Source organism: Streptomyces shenzhenensis, from assembly GCF_021462265.1.
GTDB classification, from domain to species: Bacteria; Actinomycetota; Actinomycetes; order Streptomycetales; family Streptomycetaceae; genus Streptomyces; species Streptomyces shenzhenensis.
This window is the reverse complement of record NZ_JAJONF010000029.1, coordinates 46,463-59,163: the sequence shown is the minus strand read 5'-3', so window position 1 is coordinate 59,163 and position 12,701 is coordinate 46,463. Positions and strand designations below refer to the sequence as shown.

Here is a 12,701-nt window from a genome sequence, read left to right as displayed (position 1 = left end):
TCAGTACGCCAGGGCACGGTCGACGGCGTCGAGCACCCGGTCAAGGCCCGGCAGGTACTCGTCCTCCAGGCGGGCCGGCGGGTAGGGGGCGTGGTAGCCGCCGACCCTGAGAACCGGCGCCTCCAGGTGGTAGAAGCAGCGCTCGGTGATGCGGGCGGCGATCTCCGCGCCCGAACCGAAGAAGACCGGTGCCTCGTGGACCACGACCAGGCGGCGGGTCTTCTCGACCGAGGCCTGGATCGAGTCGAAGTCCATCGGGGAGACGGACCGCAGGTCCAGGACCTCCAGCGACTTGCCCTCCTCGGCGGCCGCGTCGGCGGCCTCCTGGCAGAGCTTCACCATCGGGCCGTAGGCGACGAGGGTCAGGTCGGTGCCCTCACGGACCACCCGGGCCTTGTGCAGCGGACCCGGGATGGCCTCCGTGTTGACCTCGCCCTTGTCCCAGTAGCGGCGCTTGGGCTCGAAGTAGATCACCGGGTCGTCGCTCTGGATGGCCTGCTGCATCATCCAGTACGCGTCGGAGGCGTTGGAGGGCGAGACGACCTTCAGGCCCGCCACGTGCGCGAACAGCGACTCCGGCGACTCGGAGTGGTGCTCGACCGCGCCGATGCCGCCGCCGTAGGGGATGCGGACGACGACCGGCATCTTGACCTTGCCCAGCGAGCGGGCGTGCATCTTGGCGAGCTGGGTGACGATCTGGTCGTACGCCGGGAAGACGAAGCCGTCGAACTGGATCTCCACCACCGGGCGGTAGCCGCGCAGCGCGAGGCCGATCGCCGTGCCGACGATGCCGGACTCGGCGAGGGGGGTGTCGATGACGCGGCTGTCGCCGAAGTCCTTCTGCAGACCGTCGGTGACGCGGAAGACGCCGCCGAGCTTGCCGACGTCCTCGCCCATGACGAGGACCTTGGGGTCCGAGTCCAGCGCGCGGCGCAGCGACTCGTTGATCGCCTTGGCCAGAGCCATCTTTTCCGCTGCCATGGTCAGACCCCCTCTACGTCCGCGAACGACGCCTGGTAGGCGGCGAACTGGGCTCGCTCCTCGTCGACGAGCGCGTGCCCGTCCGCGTACACGTTCTCGAAGATGGCGAATTTGTCCGGGTCCGGCATGGCCCGTACCGCTTCGCGTACTCGCTTGCCCAACGCCTCGGACTCGGCTTCGAGTTCCGCGAAGAACCCGTCGTCCGTGTGGTTCGAGGCCTCCAGGTACCGGCGAAGGCGCAGGATCGGGTCCTTGGCCTCCCAGGCCAGCCGCTCCTCGTCGCCCCGGTAGCGGGTGGGGTCGTCGGAGGTGGTGTGGGCGCCCATCCGGTACGTGAACGCCTCGACCAGCGTCGGGCCCTCGCCGCTGCGGGCGCGCTCCAGCGCCCACCTGGTGACCGCGAGGCAGGCCAGCACGTCGTTGCCGTCGACCCGGACGCCGGGGAAGCCGAAGCCCTGGGCGCGCTGGTAGAGCGGGACGCGGGTCTGCTTCTCGGTGGGCTCCGAGATCGCCCACTGGTTGTTCTGGCAGAAGAACACGACCGGGGCGTTGTAGACCGCGGAGAAGGTGAACGATTCGGCGACGTCGCCCTGGCTGGAGGCGCCGTCACCGAAGTAGGCGATCACCGCGCTGTCCGCGCCGTCCTTTGCGACGCCCATCGCGTAGCCGGTGGCGTGCAGCGTCTGGGAGCCGATGACGATCGTGTAGAGGTGGAAGTTGTTGCTGTTGGGGTCCCAGCCGCCGTGGTTGACGCCGCGGAACATGCCCAGCAGGTTGGTCGGGTCGACCCCGCGGCACCAGGCGACGCCGTGCTCGCGGTAGGTCGGGAAGACGTAGTCGTCCTCGCGGGTGGCCCGGCCGGAGCCGATCTGGGCGGCCTCCTGGCCGAGCAGGGACGCCCACAGGCCCAGCTCGCCCTGGCGCTGCAGGGCGGTGGCCTCGGCGTCGAAGCGGCGGGTGAGCACCATGTCGCGGTACAGGCCGCGCAGTTCCTCGGGGGTGATCCCGGCGACGTACGCGTCGTACTCGGCGTTCTTGACCCGCTTGCCCTCGGGCGTCAGCAGCTGGACGAGCTCGGGATCGGTGCTCGTGCGCGTGCCACTGCCAGTGGCGGCACGCGTGGTGCTTCGGCTGGTGGTGCGGGTGGTGCGCTTGGTGCCGGTCTTGCTGCCGGTGGTACCGGCCTTGCCTGCGGCGCTGCGTCGCGGTTCGCTCGCGGCACTGCTGTCCACGGTCACGTGTGCTCCTCCGTCGGTCCGGCCCCCGGGGTTGCCGGGTGAACCAGTGCGGCTCACCTGTTTCCGACACCCGTGGCACGGGGTGGGTGCCACTCGGCCGGGAACAGGCGTAACAGGTGCCCCGGCGAGCGCCCTGCAACAAGCACGTTACCCAGTGCTCCACATTTCTGGGAAACCCCTCCTGACCTGCGTTTTTGCTTGGAAATCCAAGTATTTTTTGCTTGGATTTCCAAGTAAGTCGACGCGGGTCGGAAGGTCGCTGGTCAGAGCCTTGCAGGAGGCCGGAGCAACGGCACGTTATCCCGCCGCCCGGGGTCACGGGAAGACATCACGGGGTCCAGTCTGCGCGCCGGACACGGCGCGCGGCGCCCCGACCCTATGCCCCGCACCCGGTCTCCGGGGCGCATCTTTCGCACTTGCATTCGCCATGACCCATCGCGTGACCGAACGCGACCGTCGGCGACTTCCTGTGACAACGCCCAGCTCACAGCTGGTATACTTGCCCTACCATCTGGCGCGTGCCGCGCTTATGTGTACCCCCCCTCGTATCTCACGCGCCCCCTCTGGGCGCCCTGCTCCGGCTGTACGCCGCCGGTTCCGCGCTCGCCTGCGAGCCGGTCGAACAGGGCCTGCTCAACCGCGGCTACCGCCTCTGCACCACCCGCGGCCGGTACTTCCTCAAGCACCATTTCGACCCCGACACCGCCGACCCGGCCGCCATCGAGCGACGTCATCTGGCCACCCTGCGGCTGGCCGCCCTCGGTGTCCCGGTCGCCCCGGCCCTCGCCGACCGCGACGGCCGTACGGTCGCCGTCGTCGGCGGCCACGCCTACGCGCTGCACCCCTGGATCGACGGCCGGCACCGGCACGGCGGACAGCTCACGCGCGGGGAGTGCGCGCGGCTCGGGGCACTCCTCGGCGCCGTGCACGCCTGCCTGGAGCGCGTGATGCCGCCCAAGGGGCGCACCCGCCCGGCCACCGGTCCCCATCCCGTCGAGAGCGCCGACCCCGCCGACACCTTCGCGCTCATCGACGACCTGCTCGCCCACGTCGACCGGCGCCGCCCCGCCGACGCCTTCGACGAACTCGCCCGCCACCGGCTGCTCGAACGCCGTGCGCTCCTGGAGCAGCACACCGCGAGGCGCCCCCCGCGCGGTGCCTCGGTGGGCTGGGTGCACGGCGATTTCCACCCGTTCAACCTGCTCTACACGGACGACGACGCCCCGGCCGCGATCGTCGACTGGGACCGGCTCGGCGTGCAGCCCCGGGCGGAGGAGGCCGTACGCGCCGCCGTGATCTTCTTCGTGCGTCCGGCGGGGGCGCTCGACCTGCGGAAGGTGCGGGCGTACGCGCGGGCGTACCGGCGCGCTGCCGGGGCCACGCCCTCGGAGCTGGCGGCGGCCGTGCACCGCGTGTGGTGGGAGCGGCTCAACGACTTCTGGATGCTGCGCTGGCACTACGAGCGCGGCGACACCCGTGCGGACCCCCAGTTCCCGGCCGCCTCGGCACTCGCCGTGTGGTGGACCAGGGAGTACGACGCGGTGTGCGACGCCTTCGTCCAGTGACGCGGTAACGGCCGACAAGCGACCGGCGGCGGCCGGCGGCGGCCGCTCAGCCGAAGGGTGTCGGTGTCCTTCAACCGCCGCCCACGCCGGTGCCGGCGATCGAGCCGGCGGCGGTCCCGCCGGTGCCGCCCGTGCCCGTCGTGTCGGAGGGCGGCGCGTCCGGCGAGCTGGCGGTGTCGGTCGGCTGCGAGGCACTCGCCGTGTCGCTCGGCTGGTTGGTCGGCTCGCTGCTCTGCTGCTGGGTCTGGCTGTAGGTCGGGGTCGGCGACGGCGTGTAGCCGCCGTTGTTCCCGGTGCTCGAGCCGCTGTTACCGGTCTCCGTGTTGGTGGCCGAGGAGGTGGCCTCGTCCGACGGGCTGGAGCTGGGCGTCTCGCCCTTGGTGGTCTGCGAGGCGGTCGGGGACGGCGAGGCACCGGTGCCGCCGTCGCCGCCCCCGCCCTTGTTCAGCGCCAGCGCGACGCCCGCCGCGATGGCGATCACCGCGAGGACGGCGAGGATCCACAGCTTGCCGCGGCCGCTGCCCCGGTTGCCGTGCCCCTCGAAGCCGCCGTCGTCGCCGCCGTAGCCGCCCGGCAGGATCGGCTGCGGGATCTGCGTGGTCCCGGCGCCGGTCGTCGGGTGCGGCATCACGGTCGTACCGGCGAAACCGGCCGCCGGGGTGTACCGGCCGTCGTGCACGGTGACCGGGCCGGTGTTCCAGGTGCCGGTGTGCGCGCCCTGGTCGTACAGCATCTGCAGGCCGTACTGGACCAGGCCGCGCATCTCCTCGGCGGTCTGGAAGCGGTCGTCGGGCTCCTTGGCCAGCGAGCGCATGACCAGGCCGTCCAGCTCCGGCGGGGCGGCGCCCTCGGAGGTCTGGGACGGCGGCACCGGAATGTCCTGGACGTGCTGGTAGACCACCGACAGCGGGGTCTCGCCGGTGAAGGGCGGCCGCAGGGCGAGGAGTTCGTAGAGCAGGCAGCCGGTGGCGTACAGGTCGGAGCGGTGGTCGACGGCCTTGCCGAGCGCCTGTTCCGGGGAGAGGTACTGGGGCGTGCCCATGACCATGCCGGTCTGCGTCATCGTCGTGGACGCGCCGTGCAGGGCGCGGGCGATGCCGAAGTCCATCACCTTGACGGCGCCGTTGTGCGTGATGATCACGTTGGCCGGTTTGATGTCGCGGTGCACGATGCCGTGCTGGTGCGAGTAGGCCAGCGCCTCCAGCACCCCGGAGACGATGATCAGGGCCTGCTCGGGGCCCGGCGCCTCGGCGTTGATCAGCAGGTCGCGGATGGTGCGGCCCTCGACCAGCTCCATCACGATGTACGGCACGGACTGGCCGCCGACCACGTCCTCGCCGGAGTCGTACACCGCCACGATCGCGTGGTGGTTGAGCCCGGCGACCGACTGTGCCTCGCGCGTGAAGCGGGCCTTGGAGACCGGGTCCTCGGCGAGATCGGCCCGGAGCAGCTTCACTGCCACGGTCCGGCCGAGCCGGACGTCCTCGGCCGCGAACACCTCGGCCATGCCGCCCCGCCCGAGCCGGTGGGTCAGCCGGTACCGGCCGTCGCCGACCAGGCCCTGGTTGCCCCACATCTCCGGCGCGTCTGACATGCCGCCGCCAGTCGCCTCGGGGTCGGACGGGCCCTGGGCGCTGTGCGTCTGTGCCATCGGTCCTCGCCGTCGTTTCTGCCCGCGGTGCGCGCGGTGTTGTCACGGTCTCCGTCGGCCACGCTACAGCCTCCGCGCGACCCGTCGGTCCGGGTTCCGGTCCATGGACGGACCGGCCATCAAACCCGTACCACGCGCCGCCGTGCAAATTCTGTGTACCTGAGGTACGGCCGCCGTAACGCTTGCGCGGGTCTTCTTTCGCGTACGGTCACGGAACGGGCACCGCGCTTGACGTGTCGGTGCCCTCGGGCAGACTTGGCCGGGAATGGGACATTCGATCAACAAGGGTGCCTGAATGCCGGGCGGGGGACGGGGAAAATGAGCCAGGACGGCACACATGGCCGTTACGCGGGGCGGGCGCTGGCCGGTGGCCGCTACCAACTGCGCGACCTGCTCGGCGAGGGCGGCATGGCCGCCGTGCACCTGGCGTACGACACCGTCCTGGACCGGCAGGTCGCGATCAAGACCCTGCACACCGAGCTCGGCCGGGAACAGGCCTTCCGCGAGCGCTTCCGCCGCGAGGCCCAGGCAGTGGCCAAGCTCACGCACACCAACATCGTCTCCGTCTTCGACACGGGCGAGGACACGCTGCCCGTCAGCGACTCCGCCGCGGGGTCCGGTCCGACCGTGCCGTACATCGTCATGGAGTACGTCGAGGGGCGCCCGCTCGGATCGGTGCTGGAGGAGGACGTACGGCAGTACGGCGCGATGCCCGCCGACAAGGCGCTGCGGATCACCGCCGACGTGCTGGCCGCGCTGGAGATCAGCCATGAGATGGGGCTGGTCCACCGCGACATCAAGCCCGGCAACGTGATGATGACCAAGCGCGGGGTCGTCAAGGTGATGGACTTCGGCATCGCCCGCGCCATGCAGTCCGGGGTCACCTCGATGACCCAGACCGGCATGGTCGTCGGCACCCCGCAGTACCTCTCCCCGGAGCAGGCACTGGGCCGCGGCGTGGACGCCCGCTCCGACCTCTACTCGGTCGGCATCATGCTGTTCCAGCTGGTCACCGGGCGGCTGCCGTTCGACGCCGACTCGCCGCTGGCCATCGCCTACGCGCATGTCCAGGAGGAGCCGGTCGCCCCCTCCTCGATCAACCGCGCCCTTCCCCCGGGCGTGGACGCGCTGGTCGCCCGCGCGCTGAAGAAGAACCCGAACGAGCGCTTCCCGACCGCCGAGTCCATGCGCGACGAGTGCCTGCGGATCGCCGCCTCGCTCCAGCCCGCCGCGCCGAGCATCGTCCCGGGCAGCGCGCCGACGCAGAGCGGTGCCGGAGTCGGCTCCGCGGTGTTCCCGCCGGTCGGCCAGGCGACGCCGGCGCCTCCCGGGCCGGTGCGGACGCCGTACCAGCCGACGCCGAACCCGTACGGCGCTCCGGCTCCCGCTCCGGCGTACGGCTATCCGCAGCAGGCGGGCTACCAGACGCCGGCCGGGTACGCCCAGCAGCCGCCGTCGACCCCGCCGCCGTACAACCTCACGCCCCCGGCCCCTTCCGGCGGCGGGAAGAGCAACCGGCCGGTGGTCATCGGGTCGATCGCGGTGTCACTGGTCGCGGTGATCGGCCTGGTCGTCGCCCTGGCACTGAACAACGGCGGCGGGGACGACAACGCCGGCGGTGGCGGCAGCGGCGGTGGCGGAACCGCGAGCGCCGCGGCCTCGCACGCCTCCGGCTACCGCGGGCCCGACACCTCGAAGACCATCGAGAAGACCGAGTGCACCGAACCGCAGGAGTCCTACGACGACCCGGCCAAGATCCAGATCCCGGACTTCAAGTTCAAGTACATCAGGTCGGTCAAGGAGTGCTTCCAGGCCGCCGGATGGCAGATGAAGATCGTCTCCGTGGACGAGAACACCTACGGCGACGGCACGGTCATGGAGCAGTTCCCGTCCTCCGGCACCGACGTCGACCCGAGGCACGTGCCGACCATCGAGCTCAAGGTGTCGACGGGCAACCCGCCGACCGGCTGACGCGCGGCACGGCGCGTGGCACGCGGGAAGAAGGCAGTAGGAAGGGCCCGGCGGTGGTACGCCGGGCCCTTCGCCGTCTCGGGGTGATCCAGGGTCCAGGGAGTGTCTAGAGGTACGGTCCACCGGAGCGGCCGGCCGGGCCGTGCTCCTCGCCCTGGTCGCCGACGCCCGGCGGCAGCGCGCGCCGCATCTGCTCGAGCTGGGCGCGGGCGGCCATCTGCTGGGCGAACAGGGTGGTCTGGATCCCGTGGAACAGCCCCTCCAGCCAGCCCACCAGCTGGGCCTGCGCGATGCGCAGTTCGGCGTCCGAGGGGGTCGTGTTCTCGGTGAACGGCAGAGAGAGCCGCTCCAGCTCCTCCACCAGCTCGGGGGCCAGACCGTCCTCCAGCTCCTTCACGGAGCTGGCGTGGATCTCCTTCAGCCGGACCCGGCTGGCCTCGTCGAGGGGAGCGGCGCGCACCTCCTCCAGGAGCTGCTTGATCATGCTGCCGATCCGCATGACCTTGGCGGGCTGTTCCACCATCTCCGTCACCGGGATCTCGCGGGAGTCCTCGTCCCCGTTGCCGCCGCCGAGTGCCATCCCGTCCTGGCCCACGACCAGGATCTGCGGATTCTCGGGCGACCGTTCGTTCCTCGGCATCTCCATGCCGTCATTCTCTCGCACCCGTGCACCTCACCAGCGTGGTGCCCCCCGGCGCGGCCGATCCACCGTTCTGAAACACCCCGCACCACGGCGGTAGACCCATCGGCCGAACAAGAAATGCCCGGTATGTCATCGAATGTGAGGCTGGTGATCGTCGGCCCTGACGACGACTGTCCTCCAGGAGGTCACCGACGTGACTCCAAGGCTGCGGCTCCCCCGCGCCGATACCCGGCCGCCCGGCCCGGTACGGCTCACTCCCGCCCGTCCGCTGCTCGCCCGCCTGCTGCTCGTCCTCGCGGCGGTTCTGCTGCCGTGCGGCACGGCCGTCGCGCACGCCCCCGAGCCGCTGCCCTCGGACTCCGCCAGCGCCTCGGCCACCCCCGAACCGTCCCTGGCCGGCACGCTGGCCGGCGAGGGAATGACGCGACCGGGGCGGCCCCAGGGACCGGCGACGAAGGTCGAGGGCCAGGTCGCCGACGACCCGGACGACTCGGCCGATCCCGGCGTCTCCTCGACTCCCGGCGACTCCTCCGCTGCGGCCCATGCCGCCGCCCCCGCCGACCCCGCCGATCCCGATGACTCCGACGACCCCGATTTCTCCGACGACTCCGACGACTCCGACGAGGCGACGGCGACGGAGTCCGCGGTGAGCGGCGCCGGGAGCCCAGCGGCCACCTCCTCCGCACCGCCGTCCCGGGAAGCCGTCCTGGCGCCCAGCGCGCCCCAGCCGCACCCCGACGCCGGCCAGGCCATGGGCCCGGGCCAGGAGGACGACACCGAGCCCGTGCGGGACATCCTGCCGCTCGGCAGCGGCCTGGTCCTGATCGGCGTGGGGCTCGGCCTCGCCTTCGCCGGCCTGCGGGTACGGCGGGGATAGGGGCTGTCCGGCGGATCAGGTCGCAGGAAAGCAAGGGTGACTGTCGACCGGGGTGAGCGGGGGCTGGTGCGTTCAACTGCAAGGCGGAGGAGGGAGTCGACGCGGTGGGGGCACCTCCCGGCCGAAGGCTGGGGGACGTCGGCGACCGACGACAACGCCGCAGGTGGGCGTGCCGGCCCCCGCGTCTGCGGCATGATCCGCCGGACAGCCCCTACGGCGCTACCCGGCGACCAGCAGGACCTTGCCGATGTGCTCGCTGGCCTCGACCACCCGCTGGGCCTGCGCCGCCTCGGCCATCGGCAGTTCCCGGTCGACGACCGGGCGGACATGCCCCTGGGCGATCAGCGGCCACACGTGCTCGCGCACCGCGGCGACGATGGCCGCCTTCTCGGCGAGCGGCCGGGCGCGCAGCGAGGTCGCGCTGATCGCGGCCCGCTTGCCGAGCAGCGCGCCGATGTTCAGCTCGCCCTTGACGCCGCCCTGCATACCGATGATCGCGAGCCGCCCGTTGACCGCGAGCGCCTGCACGTTGCGGTCCAGGTACTTGGCGCCCATGTTGTCCAGGATGACGTCGGCACCCGCGCCGCCGGTGGCCTCCTTCACCTCGGCGACGAAGTCCTGCTCGCGGTAGTTGACGAGGATGTCCGCGCCCAGTCCGGCGCAGAAGTCCAGCTTCTCCTTCGTGCCCGCGGTGACCGCGACCTTGGCGCCGACCGCCTTGCCCAGCTGGATCGCCATGGTGCCGATGCCGCTGGAGCCGCCGTGCACGAGGAGGGTCTCACCGGGGCGCAGGTGGGCGATCATGAAGACGTTCGACCAGACCGTGCAGGCCACCTCGGGCAGCGCGGCGGCCTGCTTCAGGTCCAGGCCCTCGGGCACCGGCAGCAGTTGCCCGGCCGGCACGGCGACCTTCTCGGCGTAGCCGCCGCCCGCGAGCAGTGCGCACACCTCGTCGCCGACCGACCAGCCGGAGACCGCGGGACCGATCGCGGCGATCCGCCCGGAGCACTCCAGACCGGGGTACGGGGAGGCGCCCGGCGGCGGGCTGTAGTTGCCCTGCCGCTGCAGGATGTCGGCACGGTTGACGGCGCTGGCCACCACCTCGACCAGCACTTCGCCCTCGCCGGGCACGGGATCGGGAACCTCGTCCCACACCAGCGCCTCGGGCCCACCAGGTTCGGGAATCGTGATCGCGTACATGCGGCCGACGCTACTGCTTCCTCCGGAAAATCCTCCAGATCTCCTCCGGAGAGAGGAGAACTCAGCGATCGCCGGGTCCGGAACAGCCTCGTCGCTCACCCGTTCGTGTGGCTGGACGCCGCCCGCGGCCGGGAGCCGTCAGGTGAAAAACACCTCGATGCCCGCGGCCGCCCACGGCAGGTCGAGGAGCTCCGTCTCCGCACCCTGCTGTGCTCCGCCCGGTGGTACGACCGCGAGCGCGTCGGCGGCGGCGATGCCGCGGAGCATGGCCGGGCCGTTGTAGTGGAGCGGCGTCGCGGCGTCCCCCCGCAGGACGACCGGGATGAGCCGGGTGTCGTACGGGTGGCCGTGCGCCGCTTCCGCCAGCGGCAGCGCGTACGGCTCGGGGGCCGGGCGGGCGGCGAGGGTGCGCAGCAGGGGTTCGGCGAGGGTGAGCAGGCCGGAGACGGCGGCAAGGGGGTTGCCGGGGAGGCCGACGAGGTGCTGGTTCTCCTTGGTGCGGGCCAGCAGCATGGGGTGGCCGGGGCGCACCTTGACGCCGTCGACGAGGAGTTGGGCGCCGATGCGCTCCAGGGTCGGGTGGACGTGGTCGACCGGGCCGGAGGCGGTGCCGCCCGTGGTGACGACGAGGTCGGCCGTCGAGGAGGTGATCGCCTTCCGAAGGGCCTTGGCGTCGTCGCCGAGCCGTCGTACGGCGGTGACCTCGGCGCCGAGCGCGCGCAGCCAGGGCGGCAGCATCGGGCCGAGCGCGTCCCGGACGAGCCCGTCGTGCGGGAGGCCTTCGGTGAGCAACTCGTCGCCGAGGACCAGGACTTCGGCTCGGGGGCGGGGGACGGCGGTGACGGTGTCGTAGCCGGCGGCCGCGGCGAGGCCGAGAACGGCCGGGGTGGCGAGGGTGCCGACGGGCAGCAACTGGTCGCCGCTGCGGCATTCCTGGCCGCGCGGGCGGATGTCCTGGCCGTGCACCACCTCGCGGGTGGGGTGCAGCCGGCCCTGGCCGTCGAGACGGCCGTGCTCGCTGCGCAGCACCGCGGTGGTGTCCGCCGGGACGCGGGCGCCGGTGGCGATACGGACCGCCTCGCCGTCGGTGAGCGGCTCGGGCTGCGCGTGCCCGGCCAGCGCGCCCTCCTCGCGCACGTCCCAGGGGCCGGGTCCGGCGACCGCCCAGCCGTCCATGGCGGAGGTGTCGAAGGGGGGCAGGTCGGTGAGGGCGGCCAGCGGGGCGGCGAGGGCCAGGCCGAGGGCGTCGGCCAGGGTTACGGAGACGGGGGCACGGCGGCCGCCGGACCGGGCGGCGCGGGCGGCGGTCTCGCGGGCCTGCGGCCAGGGGGTGGCGCGGTGGCGGTGCGCCGATGGTCCGCCGTGGGCGTGCTCGGCGCCGGGGGTGGGAGTCGCGTCCTGCCTGGGCTCCCTGGGCTCTCTCACGAGGGCGAGCGCCTCCTCGACGTCGAGATCGTCGTCGGTGTCCGCGCGGGCGGGTGTGCCTGCCCGGGTGCCGGGGGCGGTCACCGGCCGGGCCCGGGGGCGGGGGTGGTGCCGGGGCCCGGTCTGTCGGGGCCCGGCCCGTCGGCGGCGGCCCCGGGGGAAGGGTTCGCCTCCTCCGCCCAGCGCAGGGCCAGCGCGGCCGCCTTGTGGGCCGCCTCGGCGACCGCCTCGGGGCCGCCCCTGGCCTGTGCGGCGGCGTAGCCGACGAGGAAGGTGGTCAGCGGGGCGGCGGGGCGGGCCACGCCGTGCGCGGCGTCCCGGGCCAGGTCGAGCAGGACGCGGGTGTCGACGTCCAGGTCGATGCCCAGTTCGTCCTTGACTGCGGAGATCCATTCATCCAACACGTGCCCATGCTCCCTGATCCGTGCCCTGGCGTCGGCGATGTCGTCCCAGGTGTCGCAGTCGAAGGACGCGAGGGGGTCCGGGACGCGGGTGAGGTTCAGTGCGGCGGTGAGACGCCGCAGGGGGAGGCCGGTGAGGCCGCTGCCGTTGTCGTCGCTGTCGTGGCTGTTGCCGCTGTCGTGGCTGTTGTCGCTGTTGTCGTCGCTGTTGCCCCCGGCGAGGGCCGCGAGGGCGTGCCGGAGTGCGGTGGTGCGGTAGGCCGCGACGAGGGGCTGGTCCCGGCCGTCGGCGTCGGTGAGCAGCGCGCCGTCCGTGCCGGCCGCGTGCAGGGCCGACAACAGACGTTCCACGGTGGCCTCTTCGAGGAACGGCAGGTCTGCGGAGAGGACGACCGCGCGGGCGGCGGTGGTGTGGCGCAGGCCGGCGTGGAGGGCGGCGACCGGGCCGCCGCCCGGAGGGTCCTCGCGGGTCCAGCGGACCGGGCGGGAGGTGGGGCGGGGGGCCGCCACGACGACGGTCCGCCGTGCGCCGGCGCAGGCCGCGAGGACGCGGTCCAGCAGGGGGCGGCCGCCTACCCGGACGGCGGGCTTGTCGGCCCCGCCGAGGCGCCGGGCGGCGCCGCCGGCCAGCACGATCGCGTCGTAGGGGGGTGGGTCGGTGGCGGTCACCTTTCGAGTATGGGGGGCGTTCTGATCACGGGGAACCGACGGGGCGTGGGATCTGCGGGGTGTGGTTGCGGATGTGCGCC

The 12,701-nt window shown here is 72.7% G+C and carries 10 protein-coding genes; 3 read left to right on the top strand and 7 right to left on the bottom strand.

What is annotated here, in order from left to right:
* Nucleotides 1-981, bottom strand: a complete 981-nt coding sequence (locus LQ326_RS30810) for an alpha-ketoacid dehydrogenase subunit beta (protein ID WP_234542324.1) — start codon at nucleotides 979-981, stop codon at nucleotides 1-3.
* 2 nt (nucleotides 982-983) lie between these two features.
* Complete coding sequence (gene pdhA / locus LQ326_RS30805; protein WP_234542323.1) at nucleotides 984-2,219, bottom strand: pyruvate dehydrogenase (acetyl-transferring) E1 component subunit alpha; 1,236 nt, start codon at nucleotides 2,217-2,219, stop codon at nucleotides 984-986.
* A 518-nt stretch (nucleotides 2,220-2,737) separates the two neighbouring features.
* On the opposite strand from pdhA, the gene LQ326_RS30800 reads away from it, so the two are divergent.
* Nucleotides 2,738-3,784 carry a phosphotransferase gene (locus LQ326_RS30800; RefSeq protein WP_234542322.1) on the top strand — a complete coding sequence of 349 codons (1,047 nt, stop codon included), beginning with the start codon at nucleotides 2,738-2,740 and terminating at the stop codon, nucleotides 3,782-3,784.
* 70 nt (nucleotides 3,785-3,854) lie between these two features.
* Here LQ326_RS30800 and LQ326_RS30795 read toward each other — a convergent pair whose 3' ends face one another.
* Nucleotides 3,855-5,435 (bottom strand): protein kinase domain-containing protein, encoded by a 1,581-nt coding sequence (locus tag LQ326_RS30795; RefSeq protein WP_234542321.1) that lies wholly within the window; start codon nucleotides 5,433-5,435, stop codon nucleotides 3,855-3,857.
* Between the two features lie 318 nt (nucleotides 5,436-5,753).
* Between LQ326_RS30795 and LQ326_RS30790 the strand changes: the two genes are divergently transcribed.
* Nucleotides 5,754-7,406, top strand: a complete 1,653-nt coding sequence (locus LQ326_RS30790) for a protein kinase domain-containing protein (protein ID WP_234542320.1) — start codon at nucleotides 5,754-5,756, stop codon at nucleotides 7,404-7,406.
* Between the two features lie 106 nt (nucleotides 7,407-7,512).
* On the opposite strand, the gene LQ326_RS30785 is transcribed toward LQ326_RS30790, so the two are convergent.
* Nucleotides 7,513-8,052 carry a bacterial proteasome activator family protein gene (locus tag LQ326_RS30785; RefSeq protein ID WP_268207761.1) on the bottom strand — a complete coding sequence of 180 codons (540 nt, stop codon included), beginning with the start codon at nucleotides 8,050-8,052 and terminating at the stop codon, nucleotides 7,513-7,515.
* Between the two features lie 190 nt (nucleotides 8,053-8,242).
* Here LQ326_RS30785 and LQ326_RS30780 point away from each other — a divergent pair, with 190 nt between their 5' ends.
* The gene (locus LQ326_RS30780; protein WP_234542319.1) at nucleotides 8,243-8,926 is read left to right on the top strand and encodes a hypothetical protein; all 684 of its coding nucleotides are present in this window, start codon (nucleotides 8,243-8,245) and stop codon (nucleotides 8,924-8,926) included.
* Nucleotides 8,927-9,145: 219 nt separating this feature from the next.
* On the opposite strand, the gene LQ326_RS30775 is transcribed toward LQ326_RS30780, so the two are convergent.
* The 3 genes from LQ326_RS30775 to LQ326_RS30765 all read right to left on the bottom strand — a co-directional run bounded on the left by LQ326_RS30775 (nucleotide 9,146) and on the right by LQ326_RS30765 (nucleotide 12,621).
* Nucleotides 9,146-10,126, bottom strand: a complete 981-nt coding sequence (locus tag LQ326_RS30775; RefSeq protein WP_234542318.1) for an NAD(P)H-quinone oxidoreductase — start codon at nucleotides 10,124-10,126, stop codon at nucleotides 9,146-9,148.
* 138 nt (nucleotides 10,127-10,264) lie between these two features.
* Nucleotides 10,265-11,635, bottom strand: a complete 1,371-nt coding sequence (locus LQ326_RS30770) for a molybdopterin molybdotransferase MoeA (RefSeq protein ID WP_234542317.1) — start codon at nucleotides 11,633-11,635, stop codon at nucleotides 10,265-10,267.
* Entirely contained in the window at nucleotides 11,632-12,621 is a 990-nt protein-coding gene (locus tag LQ326_RS30765) for an NTP transferase domain-containing protein (RefSeq protein ID WP_234542316.1), read from the bottom strand. The genes LQ326_RS30770 and LQ326_RS30765 overlap by 4 nt, the downstream gene beginning before the upstream one ends.
* Between the last annotated feature and the right edge of the window lie 80 nt (nucleotides 12,622-12,701).